At 39.2% G+C, this 24,682-nt stretch carries 24 protein-coding genes; 17 read left to right on the top strand and 7 right to left on the bottom strand.

Going from position 1 to position 24,682, the window contains the following annotated elements; genetic code table 11:
- Positions 1-60 precede the first annotated feature (60 nt).
- From EHO65_RS14700 to EHO65_RS14690, 3 genes are all read left to right on the top strand, one after another.
- Complete coding sequence (locus EHO65_RS14700; protein ID WP_135775335.1) at positions 61-1,875, top strand: penicillin-binding protein; 1,815 nt, start codon at positions 61-63, stop codon at positions 1,873-1,875.
- Positions 1,872-3,749, top strand: coding sequence for a motility associated factor glycosyltransferase family protein (locus EHO65_RS14695; RefSeq protein ID WP_135775334.1), 1,878 nt, complete (start codon positions 1,872-1,874; stop codon positions 3,747-3,749). The genes EHO65_RS14700 and EHO65_RS14695 overlap by 4 nt, the downstream gene beginning before the upstream one ends.
- A gap of 196 nt (positions 3,750-3,945) precedes the next feature.
- A complete protein-coding gene (locus tag EHO65_RS14690) occupies positions 3,946-4,326 on the top strand; it encodes a phasin-related domain-containing protein (RefSeq protein WP_086447874.1) in 381 nt (126 codons plus the stop codon).
- 82 nt (positions 4,327-4,408) lie between these two features.
- On the opposite strand, the gene EHO65_RS14685 is transcribed toward EHO65_RS14690, so the two are convergent.
- Both EHO65_RS14685 and EHO65_RS14680 read right to left on the bottom strand, forming a co-directional pair.
- Positions 4,409-4,816, bottom strand: a complete 408-nt coding sequence (locus EHO65_RS14685) for an MmcQ/YjbR family DNA-binding protein (RefSeq protein ID WP_135775333.1) — start codon at positions 4,814-4,816, stop codon at positions 4,409-4,411.
- Between the two features lie 85 nt (positions 4,817-4,901).
- The gene (locus EHO65_RS14680; RefSeq protein WP_244243543.1) at positions 4,902-6,110 is read right to left on the bottom strand and encodes an aminotransferase-like domain-containing protein; all 1,209 of its coding nucleotides are present in this window, start codon (positions 6,108-6,110) and stop codon (positions 4,902-4,904) included.
- Between the two features lie 59 nt (positions 6,111-6,169).
- Here EHO65_RS14680 and EHO65_RS14675 point away from each other — a divergent pair, with 59 nt between their 5' ends.
- The 6 genes from EHO65_RS14675 (at position 6,170) to EHO65_RS14650 (ending at position 11,598) form a co-directional block, all read left to right on the top strand.
- On the top strand, positions 6,170-7,594 hold the full coding sequence (locus EHO65_RS14675; RefSeq protein WP_135775331.1) for an aminotransferase-like domain-containing protein: 1,425 nt from the start codon (positions 6,170-6,172) through the stop codon (positions 7,592-7,594).
- 42 nt (positions 7,595-7,636) lie between these two features.
- Positions 7,637-8,656, top strand: a complete 1,020-nt coding sequence (locus EHO65_RS14670) for a DUF2804 domain-containing protein (RefSeq protein WP_135775330.1) — start codon at positions 7,637-7,639, stop codon at positions 8,654-8,656.
- 6 nt (positions 8,657-8,662) lie between these two features.
- Positions 8,663-9,421, top strand: a complete 759-nt coding sequence (locus tag EHO65_RS14665; RefSeq protein WP_135775329.1) for a PPK2 family polyphosphate kinase — start codon at positions 8,663-8,665, stop codon at positions 9,419-9,421.
- Between the two features lie 121 nt (positions 9,422-9,542).
- Positions 9,543-9,914 carry a phasin-related domain-containing protein gene (locus tag EHO65_RS14660; protein ID WP_100708920.1) on the top strand — a complete coding sequence of 124 codons (372 nt, stop codon included), beginning with the start codon at positions 9,543-9,545 and terminating at the stop codon, positions 9,912-9,914.
- 101 nt (positions 9,915-10,015) lie between these two features.
- Positions 10,016-10,834: a hypothetical protein gene (locus EHO65_RS14655; protein WP_135775328.1), complete on the top strand. Its 819-nt coding sequence runs from the start codon at positions 10,016-10,018 to the stop codon at positions 10,832-10,834.
- On the top strand, positions 10,834-11,598 hold the full coding sequence (locus EHO65_RS14650; protein WP_135775327.1) for a glycerophosphodiester phosphodiesterase: 765 nt from the start codon (positions 10,834-10,836) through the stop codon (positions 11,596-11,598). Before EHO65_RS14655 ends, EHO65_RS14650 begins: the two co-directional genes overlap by 1 nt.
- Here the strand turns inward: EHO65_RS14650 and EHO65_RS14645 are convergent.
- Positions 11,591-12,190, bottom strand: coding sequence for a hypothetical protein (locus EHO65_RS14645; protein ID WP_135775326.1), 600 nt, complete (start codon positions 12,188-12,190; stop codon positions 11,591-11,593). The two genes, EHO65_RS14650 and EHO65_RS14645, sit on opposite strands and share 8 nt — an antisense overlap.
- A gap of 470 nt (positions 12,191-12,660) precedes the next feature.
- Between EHO65_RS14645 and EHO65_RS14640 the strand changes: the two genes are divergently transcribed.
- The 3 genes from EHO65_RS14640 (at position 12,661) to EHO65_RS14630 (ending at position 14,909) form a co-directional block, all read left to right on the top strand.
- A complete protein-coding gene (locus EHO65_RS14640; protein WP_010513869.1) occupies positions 12,661-12,945 on the top strand; it encodes an LIC10235 family protein in 285 nt (94 codons plus the stop codon).
- A 59-nt stretch (positions 12,946-13,004) separates the two neighbouring features.
- Positions 13,005-13,595 (top strand): tetratricopeptide repeat protein, encoded by a 591-nt coding sequence (locus EHO65_RS14635; RefSeq protein ID WP_135775325.1) that lies wholly within the window; start codon positions 13,005-13,007, stop codon positions 13,593-13,595.
- A 96-nt stretch (positions 13,596-13,691) separates the two neighbouring features.
- Entirely contained in the window at positions 13,692-14,909 is a 1,218-nt protein-coding gene (locus EHO65_RS14630) for a Crp/Fnr family transcriptional regulator (RefSeq protein ID WP_135775324.1), read from the top strand.
- Between the two features lie 62 nt (positions 14,910-14,971).
- Here the strand turns inward: EHO65_RS14630 and EHO65_RS14625 are convergent, their stop codons facing one another.
- From EHO65_RS14625 to EHO65_RS14615, 3 genes are all read right to left on the bottom strand, one after another.
- Complete coding sequence (locus tag EHO65_RS14625; protein ID WP_135775323.1) at positions 14,972-15,625, bottom strand: SH3 domain-containing protein; 654 nt, start codon at positions 15,623-15,625, stop codon at positions 14,972-14,974.
- Positions 15,626-15,654: 29 nt separating this feature from the next.
- Positions 15,655-16,677 (bottom strand): GDP-mannose 4,6-dehydratase, encoded by a 1,023-nt coding sequence (gene gmd / locus EHO65_RS14620; RefSeq protein WP_135775322.1) that lies wholly within the window; start codon positions 16,675-16,677, stop codon positions 15,655-15,657.
- Between the two features lie 98 nt (positions 16,678-16,775).
- Positions 16,776-18,140: an MATE family efflux transporter gene (locus tag EHO65_RS14615; RefSeq protein ID WP_208744100.1), complete on the bottom strand. Its 1,365-nt coding sequence runs from the start codon at positions 18,138-18,140 to the stop codon at positions 16,776-16,778.
- Positions 18,141-18,248: 108 nt separating this feature from the next.
- Here EHO65_RS14615 and EHO65_RS14610 point away from each other — a divergent pair, with 108 nt between their 5' ends.
- The 5 genes from EHO65_RS14610 to EHO65_RS14590 all read left to right on the top strand — a co-directional run bounded on the left by EHO65_RS14610 (position 18,249) and on the right by EHO65_RS14590 (position 23,659).
- Positions 18,249-19,574, top strand: a complete 1,326-nt coding sequence (locus EHO65_RS14610) for an amidohydrolase family protein (RefSeq protein WP_135775320.1) — start codon at positions 18,249-18,251, stop codon at positions 19,572-19,574.
- Between the two features lie 2 nt (positions 19,575-19,576).
- The gene (locus EHO65_RS14605) at positions 19,577-20,350 is read left to right on the top strand and encodes a hypothetical protein (protein WP_135775319.1); all 774 of its coding nucleotides are present in this window, start codon (positions 19,577-19,579) and stop codon (positions 20,348-20,350) included.
- Positions 20,351-20,356: 6 nt separating this feature from the next.
- A complete protein-coding gene (locus tag EHO65_RS14600; protein ID WP_135775318.1) occupies positions 20,357-22,159 on the top strand; it encodes a TrkH family potassium uptake protein in 1,803 nt (600 codons plus the stop codon).
- Between the two features lie 12 nt (positions 22,160-22,171).
- Positions 22,172-22,861, top strand: coding sequence for a potassium channel family protein (locus EHO65_RS14595; protein WP_135775317.1), 690 nt, complete (start codon positions 22,172-22,174; stop codon positions 22,859-22,861).
- A 99-nt stretch (positions 22,862-22,960) separates the two neighbouring features.
- Positions 22,961-23,659: a DUF4136 domain-containing protein gene (locus EHO65_RS14590; RefSeq protein ID WP_135775316.1), complete on the top strand. Its 699-nt coding sequence runs from the start codon at positions 22,961-22,963 to the stop codon at positions 23,657-23,659.
- On the opposite strand, the gene EHO65_RS14585 is transcribed toward EHO65_RS14590, so the two are convergent.
- A complete protein-coding gene (locus tag EHO65_RS14585; protein WP_135775315.1) occupies positions 23,660-24,679 on the bottom strand; it encodes an aldo/keto reductase in 1,020 nt (339 codons plus the stop codon).
- Positions 24,680-24,682 lie beyond the last annotated feature (3 nt).

The raw sequence follows: 24,682 nt of genomic DNA, 5'->3' as shown, positions 1-24,682 counted from the left end.
AGAAAAGCTCTTTAATCATTCTGAAAAAGACCGAAATTTATATAAGCGGCTCGCTCATCGATGGATTATAACCCTCTCAATCGAAAAAGATTCACCATCCTATTCGTTCTATTATGCATATTCTTCTCCGGGCTTTTGGTCCGAGTTGGCTATCTAGTATTTTTCAATGATAGAGAGATTGCATTCAAGAATGGAGAAAGGATCGGACGAGGAGCTATCTATGATAGAAGAGGGATCGAGTTGGCATTGTCCATTGATTCTTCCACGATTGGGATCTATCCTGGAAATGTTTACGATCCGAATTTCACTGCCGTACAAATTTCTCCGTACCTGGATATTCCTCCTGAAAAAATAGAATCTTTGATCCGAGAAAAAAGCAGATACTTCCTTTTAAAGAGGGAGATAGATGATACAACTGCAAGTCGTATCATGGAAATGGCCCTTCCCGGAGTGAGAAGGGAAAGAGAATTTAAAAGAGTTTATCCTCATGGAAGTTTGGCCGCAAGTCTTGTTGGCTTTACCGGAATGGATGATGATAAGGCACTCTCAGGTTTAGAATATTATTATAATCAAGAATTGATGACACCTACCGAGGCAGATTCTGCAAGAGGCGCGAACGTCCATTTGACATTAGATGGCCTCATTCAATTCAAATTAGAAAAATCTCTAGGAAAAAGATTCGAAGAAGCAGGAGCCAAAAGAGCGGTTGGGCTCTTAATGGAGATCCATACCGGAAGAATATTGGCGATGGCGAGTTTTCCTTCTTTCGATCCAAATCGTTATTCATCCTTTGAAGAATATTCCCATACGAACTGGGCGATCCGACATGTATATGAGCCCGGATCCACGATGAAAATTTTCTTAGCAAGTATTCTTCTTAACGAAAACTTAATACATCCTAACGAAAAATTCGATTGTCCGGGCTATGTGGATTATGGAAAAACCAGGATCAAATGTACACATGTTCACGGAAAAGTGAATCTGGAGGAGATCCTACAATATTCTTGTAATGCGGGAATTATTAAAGCAGCTGCAAAGATCCCGAACGACGTACTTTACGAATATATGAAACGATTCCGTTTTGGGGATAGATCTGGACTTCTACCCAACGAATCTGTGGGATATATGCCTATCTTGAACAAATGGACGCCGACCACTCCGATGTTCATGGCGATAGGCCAAGGAATTTCCGTAACTCCAATACAGTTAGTTGCATCCGCTGCCTCCATTGTAAACGGAGGAAGATTTATCACACCTAGGGTAGTCTCTCATATCACTGATTCTTATGGAGAAGTCTTACAGGAGTTCCAGTCCGAAGAAACTCCTGTAGGTATCAAAGAATACTCCACCGAAAGATTATTGAAGGCGATGACTAGAGTTGTCCAAGCAGGGACAGGCAAGAACGCATACATACAAGAATATTCCATCGCTGGAAAAACAGGAACAGGACAAAAGGCAGTTTCCGGCCGAGGTTACCAGGACGGATTATGGTCCGCTTCTTTTTTGGGATTTTTCCCTGCTGATAAACCTAAAGTGGTCGGTTTGATCCTATTTGATGAACCAAGAGGTGATAGCCATACTGGTGGAGGACTCGCTGCCCCTGTATTTAGAGAAGTGGTGGAGAATATTATCCCTATCATAGAGCAGGGGGAGAGAACGGTTAACGTAAATCTTCCTAAGTTGGACCGAAAACCACTTACGGGAAGATCGGAACGTATACCTGATCTGATTGGAAGAAGTAAAAGAGAAGTGGTAGAATTATTAGCTCCTTTAGGAGTCCCTTATAAACTTCACGGAAGCGGTTTTTGTTACGAACAAGATCCTACTCCAGGTTCTTCTTACGAAGGAAAAAGGATAAACGTATTCTTCCAATGAAAGAATTCAGGTCGGATTTACTCGAAAAAAATTTGGCCTCACTTCGTAGCTTCGCGCCGGAAGCCTCCGAAAGAATTGGATCCGCTCAAACCAATTTCGAGATCGTTCCTACGAAAACAGAAGATCCTAGTTTAAAGATCGGTAATGTTCTATTACATAGCTCCATGGATCCTCGCAAGGAAGCGGAAAGGCAACTCGCAGATCTGAAAAAAGGGGACGAAGAAAGAGCATTTCTGTTTTTCGGAGCAGGTCTCGGCTATTCCATACAATATACATTAGGATTTGATAAAATAATCTGCGTATGGATGGAGCCGTTTCCGGAAATCATTAAAGCGGCATTTTCACTTTTCGATTTTTCTCCAATGATCCTTTCCGGGAAGTTGAGGATTTTTCTTCCACCATATGAAGAATCCGCGTTTTACGAGGGCTTTAAAGGAATTTCGGGATATCCTGTAAGTTTTATCCCTCATAGAGGAAGTCTACAATGGAAAAAGGATGAATACCAAGAACTTAGATTTTTGGCAGAAACATTCTTCCATAAGAAAGATGTAAACACTGCAACATTAACTAGATTTGAGAAGGTCTGGACGGGAAATTTTATTCGGAATCTCCCCGAACTTGTGGATATGCAGCCTATAAACGAATTATTCGGTCTATGCAAATCCAAAGTGGACGTGGTTGTCTGTGGTGCTGGACCTTCTCTCTATCTTTCCTTACAGGAATTAAAAGATTATAGAGAAAACTTTATATTGATCGCAGTAGACACTGCACTTCTCATTCTACAAAGATCAGGAATAGATCCAGATCTTGTATTTAGCGTGGATCCTCAACCTTTAAACTCGAAATATTTAGAAGGATATTCCGGAAATGCAAAGTTTATATTTGATCCAACCACCTCCTATCATTCATTAAGAATGCCTTATATAGGTAAAAATCATTTTCTTACTTCTTCACCTTTTCCTTGGATCAAACTTTTGGAGAGTGCTTCCGAAAACGGATTGGGGGCCGTAGATTTTGGAGGTTCCGTTTCTACAAATGCGGCTAGTCTTGCGGAGAAGATGGATGCGAGATCCATTTTACTTTTAGGACAAGACCTTTCCTTCCCAGGTTCCCAGGCTCACTGCAAGGGAGCGATCTTAGAAGAAAGGTTGAACTTTCTAGAATCCAGGACTCAAAGAAGAGAACATCATAATTATAAACAAATGACTGCTTTGCCGCCAAAATGGATCGAATCTGTTGAAGGAAAAAAGCTCAGGACAAACGAAAAACTTCTAATCTTTAAAAAATGGTTCGAAGAAAGATCCAAGGACCGCCCTTGGGCCAATCTTGGAAAAGACGGAGCCAAGTTAGAAGGTATCAATAATATTACATTTAAAGAATGGTTCAAACAAAATCCTTCGAATACAGAGGATGTTTCTGAGATCAAAGCGAAGATCCGGCTACTTCTATCTTCTAAGATCAATGGAAAAAAAGTCTCAGAAGAATTAAACAATATAAGAAAAGAGTTAAAAGAATTCGGAATACAAGTCTCCACAGGAGAAGTTCTTTCCGAAAAAATATACAACCTCATCCAAAACGGGGAGAAGGATAAAGAGTCTATTCGAAAAGCATTACATGATATTTCTGTAATAGATGATCGGATCAGTTCAAAAAAAGGACTCACTGAATTTTTAGGGATCAGTCTGCAGAGAGTGATCTTAGCGATTACGGAAGGATACGATACAGAGCTCACATTAGAAGAGAAGAAGAATGAGAGGCTTGCAGTCGCGAAAAAGAGCCTTCTTCTTTATTCCGGGCTAAAAAAAAGTACGGAAATGAATCTCCAACTTATAAGTAAAGCAGTGAAACGTTTCTCAAACGTGCATAACCTGTAAATAAGTCCGCGCGAATTCATATACTTCGACAGATTTCATCAAAATCCCGATAAAACCCTGCCATAAGTGCGTCGCATTACTCAAATGCCGTAAAAATCCAGCTTTGAAACTTTTTTTCGTTTTTTGGTTGACTCCATTTGTGCTACGCACTACAAATGGATTGTGCGCCGCACAACGGTGTGCCAAGGAGCTAAAAATGGAAAAACAAATTCTAGATGTACTGAACGCAGGTCTTGGTTTGGTTAAAAGCGGACAAGAAGGTCTGGATAAAGCGAAAGCAGAATTTACTAAGAGTTTTCAAGAACTCGCAGCTAAAGGCGCTTCCGACAATTCCGAAGCATCTGTTCGTGTTCGTGAGTTCGTAGACAAATTCTTAAACGAAGCAAAAGAATTATCTACTGCTGCTACTAAAACCTACGAAGATTCTCGCGCTAAGGCACTTGAAGTTTACAACCAGATTGCAGAAGAAGCTAAGAAATTAGTTCCTGCTGAACAAATCGAAGCTATCAAGGCAAAATTTAGCGAAGTTACGGAGACAGTTAAAAAGACTGCTGCTCCAACTAAAAAAACTGCTTAATATAAGCCTTTTGAACCTCCCAATATCGGCGGGGGATTCCTCCCGCCGAAAATTTTTTCCTCTTCTCTTTTTCTGATTTTAACTAGCGATTCAAAACCATCTCTGCTAATTTCTTAGGCGCAAGAAGACAATAACTTTCCTTTAATAGAATCTCTACTTCGTCCCAATCAACCGAATCATCGATTACAAGTCCGATGATATCTTCCCACCAAACTGGTTTAAAAAATGGATATTGTTTAAAACGAGAAACATCCATCTTTTTGGGAGAAAAACGAAAAGTTAATAAACAAACAATTCCTTCTAAGCCGGACGCCTTTGCATAAGCAGGTGGGTAACCGTTCTGCAACATCAATGTATGTGCAAAATTTTTCTTTTTGATACACCAACGGGTTCCGATCCAAGCTTGTTCTTCATAAGCTTCCGGAAGGTCCAAACAGATTAAACGGAGTTTGGAGAGAATTGTGTTTGGGACTGAAATATGATCCGACATTTAAGCACCCGGGGAGAAGGAGTATATATCCTTGGATGCGGCTTCGCAATCTAAATTCAAAAGCAGGATACAAAGAAGGAATCCTTTATACTTTGGTCATTTCCTTATAAACTTCAAATAATCTTTCAATTCCAAGCTTTGTTTGTTCTTCAGAAGCGTTAGAGAAGTTCCAACGTAGATGATTTGTTTCCGGTTTACCAACAAAGAAGGAAGATCCCGGAACCGCAGCAAGTCCCTTCTCCAAACATTTCCGGAAAAGTAGATCCGTATCGATCTCTTGTGGGAATTCCAACCAATAGAATAATCCTCCTTTAGAAATTTTTAATGAAATAGTGTTTCTAAAATATTTCTGTAAACAATCAAATGTGTGTCCGGATTTCTTTTGATAGGTTTTTCGGATCAAGGATAGATGTTTTTCGTATTTGGAAGAAGATACAAATCCATAAACTAATTCCTGGTTTAAAGTCGGAGAATGTAAGTCCATGGATTGTTTTTGTACAATCAGATCTTTTAGTATTTTTTTAGGGGCCTTGATCCAGCCTATTCTCAATCCGGGTGCAAGGGTTTTGGAAAATGTTCCAATGGATATCGTATGTTCCGGGCCTAATTCGCATAAGGAAATCGGAAGCTCCTCTTCAAAATACAATTCTCTATAAGCCGTGTCTTCTAATATTGGAATTCCATTTTCTAAAAGTAACTTAGAAATAGAATTTCTAATCTCTAAAGAATAAGAATACGAAGAAGGATTTTGGAAATCAGGTATACAGTAAAAGAATTTAGGTTTTTCAGAAGAAGTAGCCAGAACATACTTTAACTCTTCCATATCCGGACCTTCTTCTCCATAATTAATCCCGATGAAAGAAGGAGCATAAGAAGAGAAAACTTGTATAGCTCCTAAATAGCTTGGCCTTTCTAAAAGTATAGGGGAACCTTCTTCTATAAAATAACGACTGAGTAGGTCCAGTGCTTGCTGGGAGCCAGAGGTTAAAAGAATTTCCTCTGCTGAAGAACCTGGATAATATCGATTAGCGATCCAAGCACGTAATTCGGAATGTCCCTGTGTGTCGGCGTATTGGAATAATCTTGCACCTTTTTTAGAAATAGAAGTCTCAAAGATATTTTTTAGATCTTGGATAGGAAATAGAGAATCATCAGGAAGTCCACCTGCGAATGAGATCATTCCAGGTGTATCGATCACCTTTAATATATCTCTCGTCACAGACGCAGGAGTTCTCTCAGTCCTTGCAGAAGGTCTGAAAATTTCGGAGGTATTTTCTAGAATTAACTTGCCCATCTTCTTATTTGATTTATACATTAAATTGAGACTACCATACAGATACAGAAATCGTTTTTATGACCAATACAGATCGACTTCTAACTAAATACTCTAAGATAGCAAATTCTTTGATAGGAAGGATTGAATCCGGGGAATTTCCTCCCGGTTCCAAATTGCCTTCTCTGCGAAAGATCTGTTTATTCGAAGAATGTAATCTTTCTACTGCGGTTGAGGCTTTTGGTATTCTTCAGGAAAGAGGTTTTATCAGCGGGAGAGAAAGGTCCGGGTATTTTGTTCTTCCCAGGCCGGAACTTTATCCTAAATACAAATTAGAAAAACCTGTAAGAGTTCCGAATCCTTCTGTTCCAGAAGAGGTAAGTTCTTTGATGTCGGAACTTGCGGATCCAGGTTTTATTCCTTTCGGTGCGGCAGTTCCTGATCCTCAGTTTTTACCTTATTCTTCTTTGCAGAAATCATATAAGAAATCCTTAAAGGACTCCCAGGTTTATAAATATTCGGATGCCGCCGGTATTTTGGAGTTAAGAAAGAAGATCGCGATACGTTCTTCCGGCAAAGAAAGAAGAGTTCGTCCGGAAGAAGTGTTTATCACTTTAGGTTGTTCAGAGGCCGCATTTTTGGCTTTGAGTCTTTCTACTAAACCGGGTGATAAAGTTGCTGTCGAAAGCCCTCTTCATTTTGTTTTGTACCAAATTTTGTCAGAGTTAAAATTAAAAGCGATTGAGATCCCTACCGATCCTTTTACAGGTTTGGATCTTCAATCTTATATTTCCGTAATAAAGAAAGAATCCCCTAAATTTTTAATTACAATTCCTACTTTTTCGAATCCTACGGGAAGTCTTATGCCTTTGGAATCTAAAAAAGAACTTCTGAAAATTTCTTCTAAGTATGGTGTGAAAATTCTTGAGGACGATATTTATGGAGACTTGCAGCATAACGGAGGCATTCGTCCTTCTTCTTTATTATCTTTAGATACGGAAGGAATTGTAACTCAGGTCTCTTCTCTTTCTAAATCCGTGAATCCAGGTCTTAGGATCGGTTGGATGATCAGTGATATAACAAAAGTGGAGAACGCTAGACGCCTTCGTTTAGCGGAGGCAATCTCTTTGCCTGCAATTCCTCAACTTGCTTCTTCTTATTTTATAGGATCTCTTGCTCATGAAAGACATTTGAGAGAATTTAGAAGAAGATTGGGAGGTCTGGTACTTTCGTATGCGGATTCTTTTTTGGAATATTTTCCGAAGGGGACCAAGGTCGCCATTCCGCAAGGTGGTTTTCTTCTTTGGATAGAACTTCCTAAAGGAAAAGATTCCAGAGTTCTCAGATTCCAAGCTGCTAAGAAGAAGATCAGTTTAGTTCCGGGAAATCTTTTCTCTCTTTCAGGTAAGTATGTGAACAATTTTAGAATTAATGCAGGAGTTCTAATGGGGCCAAAGGTGATCTCTGCTATCCAAACTTTAGGAAAAATTGCAAAAGAAATTTAGATTGTGGGTCCGTACATTCTTCCTGTATTGTCCTTTGAGAGCATGAATTTAGAAACAGAAATCCAACAACCTACCATTTTATGTGATCCTTCCGGTAAAGTGAATCGGAATGCGATCGGCTGGTCCAAAACTCCCTTACATAGATGTAATGTAAAAGGCCACTGGCTTCGTAAGAAAAAATGGAATTACTGGTGTTTTTACGATCAAAACTTTTTGGCTTCCTTTACTGTTTCGGATATCGATTACGCCGGTGTGATCTTTTGTTATTGGCTTGATAGAAGGACCGGAGAATTCCAAGAGGCAACCGTAATCACTCCTTTTGGTAAAGGTACTTTGCTTGGGCAAACAGTTTCCAGCAATGCTCGTTACGAAGGCAAAGAAGGATTTCTGGATTTCCAAATCGACGAAGATGGAAATTATAAGATCAAAGTAGATTTCTTAAAGGGAACAAACAAGTCGATCCAAGCAGATCTTACATTACAAGTTCCTGAGCAATGGGAAAGTTTGAATGTTGTGGTTCCTTGGAATCGAAATCGTTTTCAATACACTCATAAATTATTCGGACTAGGAGCAAAAGGAAAAGTAACAACTGCTTCTAAATCTTATGAATTCCAACCTAAAACTTCTTTCGGAGTCCTGGATTATGGAAGAGGGGTATGGCCTTATTTCAGCAAATGGAATTGGGCTTCTATGTCTTATCGTCCTGGTGGCAACGAAGTGTATGGAATGAATCTAGGTGGGGGTTGGACAGACGGAACCGGAACCACTGAAAATGCACTTCTTATCAATGGTAGAATTTTTAAAATTCCTTCTGTGATCGCTTTTGAATTTGATAAAAAAGATCCGAAAAAACCTTGGATGATCTATTCCAAGGAAAGTAAAGCGGTAGAGCTTGTGTTCACTCCGGATTTTCACAGAAAGGCGTATTCCAATATGGGTTTAATCGCTTCTAAAGTGAATCAAATGATCGGAAGTTTCGATGGAGTTTTCCGAATAGGAAAAAGTGAATTTAGGATTGAAAGCGGACAAGGCTGGGCAGAAGATCATATCGCTCGTTGGTAGTATAGAATGATTGAACTTTCCGAATATTCCACAGAACCGGACAAAGATCTTTCCAAAGAAAAAGCGGAAGAACTTCGTTTGAAGGAATTGGAAAGGATAGAAGAATTACAGATCCGTCTTTTTGCAGGTAAAAAGAAATCATTACTCATCATTCTACAGGGAGTGGATGCTTCCGGAAAAGATGGATCGGTCAAAAAACTTTTCTCTGCTTTAAATCCTTTAGGATGCACATGTAAGGCTTGGAAGGCCCCTACACAAGAAGAATTGAGTCGGGACTTTCTCTGGAGAATTCACAAAGAACTTCCCGGGAAGGGATGGATCCAGATTTTCAATCGTTCCCATTACGAGGATATTCTGGTTCCTTTCGTTTCCGAAAGTTTATCTAAGGATAAGCTTAAAGAAAGATTAGAGTTTATCGATTCATTCGAGGAATTTGTATCTAAGGAAAATCATACTCATATCCTCAAATTTTTCTTACATATTTCCCAAGAAGAGCAGATCAAAAGGATAGAAGAAAGATTATCCAATCCTGAAAAGAATTGGAAGTTCGATCCAAGCGATCTAGAAGCTCATAAAAATTTTAAGAACTATCAGAATGCGTATGCATGGATATTTTCCCATTCTAAAGATCGTTTTCCTTGGGTGATCGTTCCTTCTGACAAGAAATGGTATAGGGATTATTTGATCGCTAAGTCAGTTCGCAAGGAATTGGAGGATATGGACCTCAAATATCCTAAGCTGGAAGTCCAACCGGGTCGGATCTGACCTAGTTTTCTTTTTTATTTTTTTCTAATTTTTTGTAATTTAGAGGTTGACCTCTATGGTGCGGTGCAATATGAATGGATTGTGCGCTGCACCAAAAGTGCGGCGGAAAAAGGAGAGAAAAATGGAAAAACAACTGTTGGACATTCTTAACGCTGGAATCGGACTTTTGAAATCTGGACAAGAAGGATTAGACAAAGCGAAAGTGGATTTGGAAAAAACCTACGGAGAATTAGTAGCTAAAGGTGCTGCAGACAATTCTGAAGGTTCTGTAAAAATTCGCGAGTCTGTGGATAAACTTTTGAACGAAATCAAAGAAGTTTCCACTGTTGCCGGTAAAAACTACGAAGAAACTCGTGGTAAGATCGTTGAGAAGTACAATCAAATCTCCGAAGAGATCAAAAAACGCGTTCCAGAAGGCCAATTAGACGCTGTTAAAGCTAAATTGACCGAAGTAGCTGAAACAATCAAAGCTACTGCAAAAGGAAAAGCTTAATTTCCGACGAGCGGGCGAAGGGAAACCTCGCCTGCTAATTTCTTCCCTCCTCTCAGTTTCCACTGCTTGACATTTTTCGTTTTCGGGTGTTTTTGCTAGGGATGCTTTTCCCTAAAAGACTGGCCTCACCGTTTTTTCCGATCTTATCTATCTTTCTTCTTTGTATTATATCTTCTCAGAGTTGGTCCCAAACTTTGGAACCTTCTCCAGATAAAACTATAGAACAAAAGCCCGGTCCTATGAATGGACTTCCTCCTGAAAAAACCCCAACTTCACCTAACCAAGCAGAACTTAGGGAGAAGTTCAAGAACCAGATAGGTGGTTTTGGTTTTGGGCGTTCCGAAAAATATTATTCTTTGCAGATCGCAAGAATGTTAGATTCCCAATGGGCAATAGGACTCAACGGTTATACCAACACTTATGTGAATCGTTTCGATAATGATGCTGCATATTCTTATTTTCTTCCCCCACATGATTTTTATGGAAGATTGAGAAATAACCAGGAGAAGTATTGGGGAGGGGCGTTCTTCGTCCAAAGGTTCATTGCAGATTCTCCTTTTTTCGTTTCTCTTTGGTTAGGAAGAGAACATTACCAAAAGAACCAAACTGCTCTTTATTGGGAATCCGCAGGCAATACATATCGTTTTGAAAAAGATTCTTATAGTTCCGGACCAAGGAATTATGCAGGCTTTGGAGTAGGATTCAGATTCCAAACTACATCCGGTTTATTTTTCGGCTGGGAAGGTGTATGGAGTTGGTATGCCCCTTATCGTAATTCATTCTCTGTTTCAGATCTTTATTATTCGGATAGAACCGCAAGCATCGGAGATCTATTATATAGAAGGTACGCATATCAGAATGCGGAAAGATTGCCAGGCTCTAGCTTCGGTTTGAATCTTTTTGTGGGTTGGGCCTTCTAATGACAGACCCATTCTTCCTTCCTAAACCTTGGGTAATTGCTCATAGGGGAGACAGCGGGGAATATCCGGAAAATACGATGAGTTCCTTTCAAAAAGCCTGGGAGCTTAAGGCGGATTGGATAGAACTAGATATCATTCATTCCGCTGATGGTAAGATCGTAGTCATACACGATGATACATTGGATAGAACCACTGATCAAAAAGGAGAAGTGAAACTTCTTCCATTTAATATCATCCGTAAGGCGGATGCAGGCTCTTGGAAAGACCCAAGGTTTAAAGGGGAGAAGATACCGGATCTTTGGGAAGTCTGGGATTATCTAAAATCCAAGAATATCGGACTGAATGTGGAAATTAAATCAGGAGCTTACGAAGAGATCCCGATCGAAACTCCTATTGAACAAGAACTGATCGATTACACAAAACAAAACTCTCTCTTTCATAAAACATTATTCTCTTCCTTCTGCTGGGACTCTTTGGTTCGTATTAGAGAATTATCGATAGAGGCAAAACTTGGCATCTTGATTGGAGAGGAAACTTCTTCTTGGATGGAAGCATTGGATCTTGGTTTCAGATTGAACGCTTTCAGTTTGAATCTTTCTGCAAAGGATTTGGATAAGGAAACAGTTTCCAAGATCCAGAAAGAAGGGTTTAAGGTTTTAGTTTATACTTTGAATACTGAAGAAGAATTGAAGTTCGGTATTGATTTAGGTGTGGATGGGATCTTTACGAATTACCCTAAAAGAATGAGATCCTTGCTTACTTGATCTCTACTCTTGCAAATTGGTCCAGTTCTACCTGCCAATGATCTATCATATTTTTTAAAACTGTTACTACCTTTTCGGAAGGAACATCGTAATTATCAGAGGAGAATGCGTCAGTTTCTTTGAAGCCTGCTACATTCTTCAGATCTTCTCCTTCTGCTCTGAATCTATAGATCTCGAATTCTTCAGCGCCTCTTGCTTCTCCGTTTTTAATGAAAAATGGTTTGATGAGACTCATTCTATATTTTCCGAAACGAAAACCCTGTAAAGATTGTAGGAATTTATAAGTACCAAGAGCTAATTCCAATTTCATATGATCAGAATAATTTTCGGAACCTAAGAATGTAAGTGCAGAAGTTCCTCCGAATCCTAAATAGACTTCGAATTTAGATCCTTTTTCATCTTGGACTTTGACTAGATCAATTTCCTTCAACCTTTCACCGAATAAGGCAAACGCTGCCATTTTGATCTTTTCTTCTTCATTTAATTGTGCATCGGAAAGTATCGTTTTTACTTTTTCTTGAGGTGATTTAGAACAGGAAGTTAATTGGAAGAAAGCCAGAAAAATTAATAATATGTGAACAGTTGTTTTCATAATAAATTCTAAAACCGATCTGCCATCTAATATGACTTATTTTCTGAAAAAAATCTATCGATAAAAATGCAATTTTGGCGTTCAAGCCTTCAAGTAATGATTTTTTAGATAGGCTGATATCAGTGACATATCCCTTAAAGGCTCGGCTTTTCATCGTTAGTTTAAATCTTTTTGTTTTGCTATAATCGCCTAATGAAATCTCCGTTATATGTCAGAGCTATGGAAATAAATTTCCATATTTATCGAGAATTGGTGTAAAACGACTTAACGTTGCCCTGATCGAAATAATCGATAGTTTTAAATATTAATCGTTAGCCGAAACAGAGAGGCCCTCAGACGAAGAAATTTATTAAAAAAACAGCAACCTAATACGAGTTTTGTCAAAAAATTTTATGCTGTGTTATGCGGAAAATTAAAAACACTTTACTAAGTCTGTAAGAATATAACTGTTGTTACGTCAGTTAACATTTATGAAACCAAAGAAAGTCACTAACGATGATTTGGAAAAGATCATCGCCGGGGTAAAAACTCAAGCTGTTGAAGCTATAGGTAATTACCTCTATAAAGGATTTCGCATTCAGGTTAGTAAATACAACCTGTCTGGGGCGGAGAGGGTTCAGCTCCTTTACCAAAGGAGAAGGAAAGAAGGTCTTTGTATCGTCTGCGGCACTAAAGTAGGTAAAAAAAATCCGTCTACTGGTAGGTTGTATCGCCTCTGTGAATTCCACCGGAAGAAAATAGATAAAAAAAAGTAATTCATAAAATCCGGAAAACGACTGATAATCTATATAGAGCTTAGCTCTGGTAGGTACTCTTGTTTTCCGGATTTTATTTTAAGGGCATACATTTTCCCTTTTTCTCGAACGTTGCTTCAAAAGCGTCTGGTCTCTCCCGAATCCTAGTCTTATTCCTTCTTATTTTTTTATTCTCCTTCTCCACATTTGCTCAAGGGGAGAATCCTTCCAAACAAGGACCTTCTGATCCCGACATTCTGTTTAGGATCGCTGAGGAAGCATATAAGGACCGTCGCTTTTACAAGGCAGCGGAAAGTCTTCGTAACTTCTTGGTTCTTTATCCCGGAAATTCTAAAAAAAATAGGGTGCTTAGCCTTCTCAAAGATTGTTTTCTGAAGTTGGATCGCCCTGAAAAAGCATTAGAAGTGAGTCTGGACCTGTATAAAATGGAACCGACAGGAGAATTTGGGTTAGAATCCTACTTGGAAGCCGGGCGCCTACTCGCCAAGATGGGAGAAATCGACCAGGCGAAGCAGATTTTCTCCTCTATTTGCAGACAATCTTACTCCAGAGCTATGGCAGAGAAAGCCGCACTGGAGTTCTCCGGTATCGATCTACTTTCGGATGGGGAAGAATCTTCTCCGGAAGGGGAATCTTGTCGCGAAAAATAAGGAAATACTCGGATTTCAGTCCGAATTCCCTCATCGCGAGCCGATACTAGTTTATAGTTGAATTCCCACGGAAGAATTTTTTAATCTCTGGTAAGTATGTCCAACGGCTTCTTTCAAATCGTGAATTACCCGAAAGGGTCCTATGTCATCGTCGAAGGCAAGAAAGAAGCCCATAATTTCTTTATCATCCGACAAGGCAAGGTTAGGGTCACCCGCGAAAACCAAGTAGTAGGTGAGGACCCGAACCAACTTTTGGGGCCTGGGGATTTTTTCGGAGTGGTTGCTGCAATGAGCCAGCACGCTCAGATCGAATCTGCAATTGCTCTCACTGACGTTTCTTTAATTCAGGTTAGTTATGATCAGTTCGGAACTCTGATCCAAAAAAATACTCCGGTAGCGATGAAGATCATTCGTTACTTCTCCATGAAACTCAGACAGTTCGACTCTACGATCACTCGTCTGTCTTTCCGTACTGCTGTTGAAGAAGATCCGAACCAGTTATTTGCGATCGGAGAATATTATTTCAACCAAAAGAACACTCTTCACGCTGCTTATGCTTTCCAGAAGTACTTACAATATCTTCCTAATGGCCAGTTTGCTACTCAGGCAAAACTAAAATTACAAACAGTCAATCAACCAGTTGCTCCTCCTCCCATAGATTATACAAAGTTTAACCGTGCATATGGCGACAACGAGATGATCTTCTGCGAGCACGAGCCAGGTAGAGAATTGTATATTATCCAACATGGAAGAGTAAAGATCACTAAGATCGTGGACTCTAACGAAGTGCTTCTCGCAGTTTTACAAAGCGGGGACATTTTCGGAGAAATGGCACTCTTAGATAATAAACCTAGATCCGCTTCTGCAATTGCTTGGGGAGAAGTTCAACTTCTTGCTATTAACAAAGCAAACTTTGAAGGAATGGTTAAGGCTCAGCCACAATTGGCAACTAGGCTGATCACACTTCTTTCTGAAAGGATTTGGACTGCTTATAAACAGCTTGCTAACTTGCTTATTTCCGATCCTCAAGGAAGGGTCGCTGATACATTACTCACTCTTGTGGAAAAAAACAGAGTTAAAGTTATTCCTAAGTCCACCTACAATTTCGAGATCGGTACGAAAGACTTGATCAAGATGGTAGGATTAACTTATCCTAAAGATGAGAACCTGGTCCTTGATCTGATCTCCAAAAATAAATTTATAAAATTAGATCAGGGAAAAATTTCCTGCACGGATCTTGTCGAATTAGAAAAATTAGTACAAGCATTCCGCAAAAAATCGCAGATAGACGCTAAGATCAAAAAACGTGCCTAGTACTGACCTGAGAGGCTCACTTTTGTAAAGCGGTCCTTAGATATTGATCGGTACTGATATTCTTATTTTTTTATGAAGAAAAGGCGTTCTCCGAAATCGCAACCAATATGGACTGGATCTGCTTTGTCAGAAATAAAAGTACTGAACTGTAAACCTTCTTCAGATTTCAAAAATATAATTTTCAGTTTGTCGAGATTTTTCAGGCCAAAATCGCTTTTTTGCGGTTCAAGAACGACGAATGTCTCTTCCTTGCTTACTTCCGATTTCCAATTTCCGGAAATCGTTCCGAAATCATGACATAAATTAACTGTTATTTCAAATTGATGATTCGAATTCAAATAGAGATATGAAGGATAAAAGTTTTTAGATAAACCTAAATCGGAAGTATATTCACCCACAAAAAAATTCTTAGGGTCTGGTTCTATCGAAGACAAATAACCGTCAAAAGCGTATCCGTTAAATTCTTTATAAGAAATAAGAACCCAGTTTCCGGTTCTGTTATTGATTCGTTCTTGGTTGCTTAGTTCAATGGTTTGTTTTTTCTTAAGTACGGAAGAGAAAGCCGGGATTAAAGTAATTGCTTTCGATTTTATTCCCGGTTTTTCTCGGAGAGTGAGTCCGGATTTTGCCGTTACATATAATACTTTAGTATCCGATGCATTAAGAACATCGAAGGATAGTATGAAAAATATAAAAAGGATCGAAAAACTTTTCACACTCCCACCCCAGTGAGTTATCTATTAAATCAGATATTGATCCCAGCAGCTTTACAATCTGCCTTGATCATGATCTCAACTAACTCTTTAAATTTAACCTTAGGTTCCCAACCAAGTTTTGCTTTTGCTTTTGCCGGATCTCCGATAAGAAGATCCACTTCGGTTGGTCTGTAAAAATTAGGATCTACTTCGATTAAAAGTTTTCCGTCCTTCTTATTATAACCTTTCTCTTGGTCTCCTTTTCCTTTCCATTCAACCTGAATGTCCAGGTGTCTAAAGGATTCTTCTATAAATTCTCTGACTGTATGTGTTTCATTAGTTGCTACTACATAATCATCAGGTTCGGATTGTTGTAACATCATCCACATCATGTTTACGTAATCTGGTGCGTATCCCCAGTCTCTTTTTGCGTCTATATTTCCTAAATGGATCGGGCCACCTTTTCCAGAAACAAGACCAGCGACTCCAAGGGTGATTTTTCTGGTTACGAAACCTTCTCCCCTTCTTGGAGATTCATGGTTGAATAAAATTCCATTAGAAGCATGTAATCCAAAAGCTTCTCTATAGTTTACTACAGCCCAGTAAGCGTATAATTTTGCGACTGCATAAGGTGATCTTGGATAGAATGGGGTTTTTTCGTCCTGAGGAACAGCCTGCACTTTTCCGTACAATTCAGAAGTAGAAGCTTGGTAGAATCTTGATTTCACTCCTGTTTGTTTGATCGCATCTAAAATTCTTAAAGTTCCGACTGCGTCCACTTCTGCAGTGTATTCAGGAACTTCGAAGGAAACTCCTACGTGAGATTGGGCAGCTAAATTATAAATTTCGTCTGGTTGGACTTTTTCCAAAACCCTGTTTAGGTTACTGGAATCGGTTAAGTCTCCATAATGTAGAATAAGATTGGAGTTTCCTCGTAGATGTTCGATCCGATCTCGGTTTAAAGAGCTGGTTCTACGGACGATCCCGTGTACTTCGTATTTTTTTTCCAAAAGAAGTTCGGTAAGATAGGATCCGTCCTGTCCGGTGATCCCTGTAATAAGCGCCTTTTTCATTCTGGAACCAAAAACCCCGGCTTTGTTATTGGGGCAAGAAGGATTAGATTGTCAAACAGGTCTGAAAATCCAATATTTGTGGGAGTTCCAACGAGGGTTTAAACTGTCCCTTTTACCCAATTTTTCTTTCTGAATTCATATATAAAAATCAGGGAAAGTGAAGCGATCCAAACGAATATCGCGGCCCATATCCCAAGAGTTCCACCTTTCCATACGATCCCGAAAAGATAAGACAATGGAAGCATTACTGTATAAGTAAGAAGAATATAGATCCTAAAGACATAGTTCTGCAATCCTGCTCCTCTTAAGGCAGCACCGATCACCATATGATATGCATCTCCGATCTGGATAACACCTAATAATAGAAGCACAGGATAACATTCTTCCACCAAGGTTTGGTCTCTGGTCATCGCGTACACGATCGTTTTTCCTAAGAAGATAAAACATAAACCTATGAATCCCATGACGTGCGCTGAAATGAATGCGGAACGAAATGCAGAATGATAAGCTAGCTTGTATTTTTTAGCTCCCATTGCCTGACCTAAAATCGTAGTCGCAGCTACTCCGAACGCATATCCGGGTAAGAATGCAAAACTTAATGTCGAAAACAGGACATTTGATGCGGCAACTGCAAGTATAGAAACTAATCCTTGGATCTTGGAGAAGATCACGAAAGCAACGTTTACTAAACCTTCTTCAAAGCCGGGAGGAATTCCTACTTTGAATATTTCTATTAAATGTTCTTTGCTTGGCAGAAGGTTTACTCCTTCGAAATATTTTCCTAATCTATAATAAAAAAAGAATATAGGAAATACTAAGAGCCCTGCAAATCCTGCTATCGAAGATGCAAGTCCGGCACCTCCGATCCCCATAGGAGAAAATCCTAAATTTCCGTAGATCAGTAGCCAGTTAAAGATTATGTTTGCGATAGTGGTTACTGCCATGGAAACAAAGCCTGCCTTGGTTAATCCAAGACCATCCATGAACCCTCTGAAACAGAATCCTAAAAAATAAAATCCGCTGCCTATAAATCTAAAATATAAATATTCAGTTCCAAGTGTGTTGACCGTTTTTTCCGGACCGATCCAGAACATAAGCGATTCTGAAATCCAAGGTCCGGATATTGATAAGAAACATCCTAAAAGTACGGAGAGATAAAGTGTAGAGACTCCTACTTTTCCTATTTCGGATTTTTTACCTTCCCCAAACCTTCTTGCGACTATGATCTGTACTCCCATAGAAAATCCGATCAGGAATGCAACAAGAGTGTAATAACAGGTTCCACCTATACCGATAGCCGCGATTGCATTTTGCCCAAGATATCCGACCATTACTGTATCAGTGATCCAAACCAAAGATTGACTTAACATTCCGAAAACAACCGGCAGAGCTAAGGAAAGGATTTTAACGTTTAATCGACTAGGGCGATACAGTTTGAGTATTTTTTTATATAAAGAGGCCAAGTAGTTTCCAGCTTTGAGAGGAGGGTTGTGCAAACAACATTTTTTCCATGAAAAACGGTTTATCCCGGTAACGATAGAGTTAGGATGACTTAAAAGCGTAGAAGATACATGGATTCGAATCTAGGATTTGCAGACCTTCATAATCATCTATACGGTAGCCTGAAACCTGAACTTCTTAGGCAGATGGGATTAAATAATCCGTCTCCTCGTTGGGAAATTTTTACAAAACCTTTCCAAGAACTTTATGGAAAGTCCATCAACACAGAAACTTTCTTCGAAGATCATAAATCTTTGGAAGATTTTAAAAAGATCTACTTATTTAATCATCAAGGTCCTTTTCCCGAGTTCCAAGCAAAGTTTAATCTGATCATTGCACTTTCTAAATTCGATCCACAAGAGATCAAATTTGTATCTAAACATATCACCAAGGATCAATACGAAGAAGGTGTAGTATTTGGAGAATACCGTATTATGTACTCTCCACTCGATACTTATGAGGGTATTTATTCTAAAACTTTAGCTGCTTGCGAAGGTTTCGAAGAAGCGGAGTCCGAACTTTCCGGAAAGGCAAAATCTCGTTTAGTAGTTTCCTTACATAGAGACGGAGAAGTTTTTAAAGAATACGAGATGTTAAAAGAGATGATGGAAAAAGATCCTCTCATCAAAAAATATCTAGTTGGATTAGATTTTTGTTATATTGAAGAAGGTTTCCCGCCCAAAGGTAAAAGGGAATTTCTAAAAGAAGTGCAAAAAGATAATATTGCGGAAACTTCTACAGCACTTACCGTTTTATATCATGTGGGAGAATCTTTCCTGGATAAAACTCTTCTCTCTGCATCTCGTTGGGTTGTCGAATCTGCAGAATGGGGAGCTCATAGACTTGGACATGCGATTGCAGTCGGCCTAGATCCTAACGCTTATCTCGGAAAAAAGATTTTAGAACTAGTTTCCGAAAGAGAAGATACTCTTAGATTCGAATTGGATCATTGGGAAGAAATTTCCAAATATGGAGAATTACCTCCTAAAAAAAGATTAGAATCCGAATTGGATTCGATCCGACATAAGGAGAAGGTAGAAATTTCCGTTACTGAAAACCTGGTCTCTGAAACAAAGGCATTTCAAGAGTATTGTATGGACCGGATCAAAAATACGAATGCTGTCATTGAGTCTTGCCCTAGTTCCAATGAGTATATTGGAATGGTAAGAGACAAGGCACATCATCCTTTGGTCCGATTCGCTCGTAATGATCTAAAATTTACGATCTCTACTGATGATCCTGGAATTTTCGGGACCAATATCAAAGAAGAATATGAGAAAGCCGAAAGTTTGGGATTGGATACTGAATTTTTGGAAAAGATCAGAAAGAATTCGTTTCAGTATACATCCGAAATTCTTTCCGGAAGAATTAAATCAGAACAAGGAGCAGTTCTCTAAAAATGAGATCTTTTTCTAGATTAAACAATTTAATTGTTCTTTCTATACTTTTTACATTTTCTTTTCCGGTGTTTTCCCAGAACCAAAGCGATTTCTCGGATCCGTACGATTATAATTTAAGAAATTATAAAGATGAAAAATCTCCGGATGGATTTAGGGAGTATTCCCTTCCCCCTAAAATGGATAAACCTACTTTGGTGAATCCTAGGAATGTGCAGATCCCTTTTCAAACTGGGCTACCTAATTCTTCTGGAAATCAAGGAACTAGAAGAACTACTAACCCGGTGCAAGGTAGAAGTGAGGATGGGCTCTTCAATCCGGTTACTGGGGAAGTAAATACCGAGGCATTACAAAGACAACAAGATCAAGCGAGAGATCGTAAAAGAAAATTAGAAGAATTCGGTAAGGATCCGCAACCTTATACTGAATCAAGGCTTCGTCGATTTTCGATCATATTTTTTATGACACTTCCAATTGCAGCAGGAATGGCGTATGGTGCTTTATCCGCTGTAGAGCCGGGTTATCAAAAAACATTTGAGGGCGGATGGATTGTCTTCGGAGTAGCCTCTACCTTGTCTTTGGCAAATGCTTGGTTGGACTTAAGAGATTACGATCGTATGAAGTTGGAGAATCAACCACAAAGTCCTAGTCCGAACCCAACAATGCCTGATAAACTTTCCGAAACGATACATCCTAAGGCTATCCCTGGATATGGATTGTATTCCAGAAATTTCGAATATAGAATGGAATTCGAAATTTTCAGCACTCGTTTCTGATAGAACATGAATCCTTTTTTAGATCCCGCGTTACGGACAAAACTAGTTTCCGAATGGGGAAGGATCTCTATCTTCTTCGAAGAGAATATAAAACCTATTTTAAGATTTATATTCGGAGTCTCCGGGGTTATTTCTCTTTTTATACTGATCTTTCTATACGGGTTTTATTACCCACCTGAATGGATCCATCCGCTTCGTCTAGTTACCATGACCATAGTTTGGTACCTGGTAATTTATGAATTTCTAAGTTTTCTATTCACATTAAATCCATATAAGGCTTATTTAAAATTTCATAAGATAGAAACATTTGTAGTCTTACTGGTGATCTTGCAATTCTTCTTCGAAGAAAAAATAGAATCCATTCTTTCCCAACAGAGAACGGAAGAAGTTGTGCTCTTGTTTTTAACATTAAGCCAATTGACCTTAGCATTCGGTGGGTTCGCACATTTTTTAAGAAGGGCCAGACTTTCTCTCGGAAAAATTTCTCCTTCTTTAGTGATGACTGGAAGTTTTGCGATTCTGATCTTTTTGGGAACAGCTGCATTATGCCTTCCTCGAGCAGAAGCAAGACCTCTTCAATTAGTGGATCTTTTTTTCACTGCGGTAAGTGCAGTATGTGTCACAGGTTTAAGTACGATAGATGTTTCCCAGGATTTAACCGGAACGGGACAGGTCATCTTGATGGTTCTTGTTCAGCTAGGTGGTCTGGGGCTAATGACATTGACCGTATTTTTTGCATTGGTTCTGGAAGGACAGGTATCTGTTACTGAAAAACTGATCGTAAAAGATCTGTTCAGCCAAGAATCGATAGGAAGAGCAGGTTCGATCTTAAAACAGGTTGCCTACCAAACATTTGCGATAGAAGGGATCGGTTCCGTTTTTCTATACTTTACTTTTCCGAAAGACCTGGGGTTTTCCCAAAAAGAACTTATCTTTCAATCTATATTTCATTCTATAACAGGATTTTGTAATGCGGGCTTTGCACTTTTTCCAAAAGGATTAGCGGAACCTTATTTTAGAGAGTCTTATACATTTATTTCTACATTGATGATCTTGATTGTGCTCGGCGGGTTAGGTTTTCCGACCGTAAATCAACTTTTAAAAAAAATTAGATTCGATGGAGAATCTTTTAGGTATCGTTTTTCCTTGGGCTCTAAGCTGATCCTGATCACTACATTGTTCTTATTACTCTTCGGTTGGATATCCTACTGGATCTTAGAAAGGAATTTTAGTTTGAAGGACTTGAGCTGGTATGACCAGGCATTTCATTCTTTATTCTATTCAGTCACAACAAGGACGGCGGGCTTTAATACACTGGATATTTCTTCCATGGGAATCCCGATGGTATTCGTAAGTCTATTTTTGATGTGGGTGGGCGCTTCTCCAAATTCTACCGGAGGAGGTATCAAAACTTCTACACTAGCGCTTGCGGTCTTACAATTTAATCAATTCTTTACAGGAAAGGAAAGAGTGGATGTTTTCGGAAGAACTGTCGCAGAAAATTCTCTTTCCAGAGCATCTGTCGCAATTGTACTTTCAATGTTTATAATATTCTCCGGGATCTTATTTTTGGTCTGTTTCGAGAAACCTATGCCTTTTCTGGATATTTGTTACGAGGTAGTTTCCGCGTACGGGACCACCGGTCTTTCTAGAGGGATCACCTCTAAGTTTGAAGCGCCTGGAAAATTACTTTTATGTTTTGTAATGTTCGTGGGAAGAGTTGGAGTGCTAACTGTGTTATTAGCTTTTGTTCCAAAACGGAAACCTAGAAGATACTGGTATCCCGAAGAATATGTTGTGGTCGGTTAAAGGAAGGTTTGCATGAGAAAGAAAAGGATCGCTGTCATCGGCCTCGGAGATTTCGGGATAGAACTTGTAAAACGACTTTATGAAGACGGACAAGAAGTCACAGCTGTTGATCAGGATAAAAGCAAGATAGATCGTATCAGAGAATTTTCTACTTACTGTGTTGCGATAGATTCTACTGACGAATCGGAATTGAAAGAGCATGGTTTGGATGAGATGGATGCGGTGGTTTTAGCTATCGGAGATAATTTCGAAAATCTGATCGTTACTGCGGACTCTTTAAAAAAGATAGGTGCGGTCAATATATTCGCTCGATACCAATCTGATCTGAATAAAAGAGTTTTGCAGATGTTAGGGATCGAGAACTTATTCAATCCGGAAGAACAAGCCGCTCATTCTATGGCGGAACAACTTGCAAATAGTAGCGTAAAAGGTGTAACCTTACTTGGACAGGATTATAGGATCTTAGAAGCTGTTGTCCCAAAACATATGCAAGGCAAAACTGTTCAAGGTGCAAAACTTAGAGAAGAATGGAACTTAAATCTGATCACAGTCAAAAGACCTAAAAAGACCAGAAGAAAATCGGATCGAAAAGACGAAGAAGTTTTAGGAATTCCTTCTCCTAATCTGGTATTGTCGGAAGGAGATATATTAGTTCTATTCGGAAAAGCAGAAGACCTGGAACAGATGATCGGAAATCGGTAAGGTCCATTTTCTAAAACTTTTACACAAAACGATCGAATTTTAAATGAAAACGATCCGATTTGGGAGTAAAATTAAGTTCGATCCGGTCGAAAGAATATAATGAGAGTTCTGATCCTTTTGCTATTATTAGGATGCAATTTTTGTTCTCCTCTACAGGTAAAATCCCAAGTAGAGGTAGAAAGATCGGACCATATTCGTTACTACGAAAAAACCTACGCATTCCTTCCTTTTTTTGGCCAGGCGCCTCCTATTATCATCCGTGAGAATGAGGATTTGATCCGTGAAAAATTGGCGGAGAAGGGTTACAAAGAGGTGGATATCTCCCGAGCAGACCAACTAATACATTATGATATATTAATATTTCCAAGGGGAAGTGTAATCGATCATAAAACGGATCTGGGTGCTTTCGGAGGGTGGACTAGTGCAAGAGGTATGAGATATCATTCATATGGTGGCACTTCTAGTAGATTGGCAGCAGTACCTATTTTAGGAAGTGTCGGAGGATATTCTCCTTTTGCATTTATGGGAAATTTTGGTAGTTCCAGAATTTCGGGCGCTAGTCCTTATTATGAAAATTTTTACGATGTGATCTTTAAACTAGTGATCTATGATGGAAAACGTTATAGGGGGCTTCCTTCCAGCGTACTTTTAAAAGCAAACGTGGAAGGAGAAGGTAGATCTGGGCCGATGTTCGATGTGATCCCTTATCTGATCACCGGCTTTTTTAAATCATTTCCAAATTTCGCGGGAGAAAAAAATGAAGTCATCTCCGAAGAAGAAGTTTGGAGAGGGAATTGATCATCCCATAGGATAAGGAATCTTTTTAGAAACCTCATCTATCTTTTTCAAGATATCGTCAGACAAAATTAGATCAGAAGCCTTTAAACTTTCCTCTAATTGTTCTACTGTATTTGCTCCAATAATTGTAGAAGCAACATAATCGTGTTGTTTTGACCAAGCTACGGAAAGAGTAGTTACGCTGATCCCTGCTTCCTTAGCGATCTCTATCAATTCTTTTGTAGAGGCAAGTGTTCCCTCATTCAGAAAACGATGCGCCATCCTTCTTTGTCTTTCTGTTGGAAGTTTTGAATAACGTGTGAATCTTGCGTTTTCAGGTGGGGTGGGGCCGTTATACTTTCCAGTCAATACTCCTCCTGCTAAAGGAGAATAGGGAAGAAGGCTGATCTGTTCTCTTCTGCAAATATCAGAAAGAGCGTCTTCGAATCTTCTATTCAAAATACTAAAATTGTTTTGGATAGATTCGTATCTTGCGAGTTTATTCGTGTGGGAAACTTCCAGACTTTTCATGGTTCCCCAAGCGGTTTCGTTACTACTTCCTATGTATCTGACCTTACCTTCGTCGATCAATTCGGTCAAAGCTTCTAAAGTTTCTTCGAATCCGAAATCGTGATCAGGCCAATGTGTTTGGTATAAGTCTATATAATCTGTTCCGAGTCTTTTTAAACTTCCTTCGATGGCTACCCTGATATTTCTGCGATCGAGTGCAGTTTTACCTTCTCTTACTGGAGGAGTGAACCATCCATGACCAGGACCGCAGACTTTTGTCGCGATCAGAATAGATTCTCTTTTCTTAGTCTTTAACCAATTACCAAAAATTTTTTCAGTTGCATGGACATACTCCGCTTCTGGAGGAACAGGATAGATCTCAGCAGTATCATAAAAATCTATTCCTGAATCGAAGGCTTTGTCTAGAATTCGATGTGCTTCTTTCTCATCACAACTGGAACCGAAAGTCATGGTCCCCATACAAATTTCGGAAACCACCATCCCGGTTTTTCCAAGCCTTCTTTTTTTCATTTT

This window comes from Leptospira andrefontaineae (assembly GCF_004770105.1).
Taxonomy (GTDB): domain Bacteria; phylum Spirochaetota; class Leptospiria; order Leptospirales; family Leptospiraceae; genus Leptospira_B; species Leptospira_B andrefontaineae.
Note: the sequence above shows the minus strand (reverse complement) of the source record. Positions and strands in the feature narration are given on the sequence as shown.

Coding starts and splice junctions, on each gene's coding strand:
- EHO65_RS14680 (WP_244243543.1), bottom strand. CDS start 6,110: ATGGGCAAGTTAATTCTAGAAAATACCTCCGAAATTTTCAGACCTTCT.
- EHO65_RS14590 (WP_135775316.1), top strand. CDS start 22,961: ATGAGAGTTCTGATCCTTTTGCTATTATTAGGATGCAATTTTTGTTCT.
- EHO65_RS14690 (WP_086447874.1), top strand. CDS start 3,946: ATGGAAAAACAAATTCTAGATGTACTGAACGCAGGTCTTGGTTTGGTT.
- EHO65_RS14600 (WP_135775318.1), top strand. CDS start 20,357: ATGAATCCTTTTTTAGATCCCGCGTTACGGACAAAACTAGTTTCCGAA.
- EHO65_RS14660 (WP_100708920.1), top strand. CDS start 9,543: ATGGAAAAACAACTGTTGGACATTCTTAACGCTGGAATCGGACTTTTG.
- EHO65_RS14670 (WP_135775330.1), top strand. CDS start 7,637: ATGAATTTAGAAACAGAAATCCAACAACCTACCATTTTATGTGATCCT.
- EHO65_RS14685 (WP_135775333.1), bottom strand. CDS start 4,816: ATGTCGGATCATATTTCAGTCCCAAACACAATTCTCTCCAAACTCCGT.
- EHO65_RS14610 (WP_135775320.1), top strand. CDS start 18,249: ATGGATTCGAATCTAGGATTTGCAGACCTTCATAATCATCTATACGGT.
- EHO65_RS14585 (WP_135775315.1), bottom strand. CDS start 24,679: ATGAAAAAAAGAAGGCTTGGAAAAACCGGGATGGTGGTTTCCGAAATT.
- EHO65_RS14675 (WP_135775331.1), top strand. CDS start 6,170: ATGACCAATACAGATCGACTTCTAACTAAATACTCTAAGATAGCAAAT.
- EHO65_RS14700 (WP_135775335.1), top strand. CDS start 61: ATGGATTATAACCCTCTCAATCGAAAAAGATTCACCATCCTATTCGTT.
- EHO65_RS14595 (WP_135775317.1), top strand. CDS start 22,172: ATGAGAAAGAAAAGGATCGCTGTCATCGGCCTCGGAGATTTCGGGATA.
- EHO65_RS14655 (WP_135775328.1), top strand. CDS start 10,016: ATGCTTTTCCCTAAAAGACTGGCCTCACCGTTTTTTCCGATCTTATCT.
- EHO65_RS14695 (WP_135775334.1), top strand. CDS start 1,872: ATGAAAGAATTCAGGTCGGATTTACTCGAAAAAAATTTGGCCTCACTT.
- gmd (WP_135775322.1), bottom strand. CDS start 16,677: ATGAAAAAGGCGCTTATTACAGGGATCACCGGACAGGACGGATCCTAT.
- EHO65_RS14630 (WP_135775324.1), top strand. CDS start 13,692: ATGTCCAACGGCTTCTTTCAAATCGTGAATTACCCGAAAGGGTCCTAT.
- EHO65_RS14605 (WP_135775319.1), top strand. CDS start 19,577: ATGAGATCTTTTTCTAGATTAAACAATTTAATTGTTCTTTCTATACTT.
- EHO65_RS14645 (WP_135775326.1), bottom strand. CDS start 12,190: ATGAAAACAACTGTTCACATATTATTAATTTTTCTGGCTTTCTTCCAA.
- EHO65_RS14665 (WP_135775329.1), top strand. CDS start 8,663: ATGATTGAACTTTCCGAATATTCCACAGAACCGGACAAAGATCTTTCC.
- EHO65_RS14650 (WP_135775327.1), top strand. CDS start 10,834: ATGACAGACCCATTCTTCCTTCCTAAACCTTGGGTAATTGCTCATAGG.
- EHO65_RS14640 (WP_010513869.1), top strand. CDS start 12,661: ATGAAACCAAAGAAAGTCACTAACGATGATTTGGAAAAGATCATCGCC.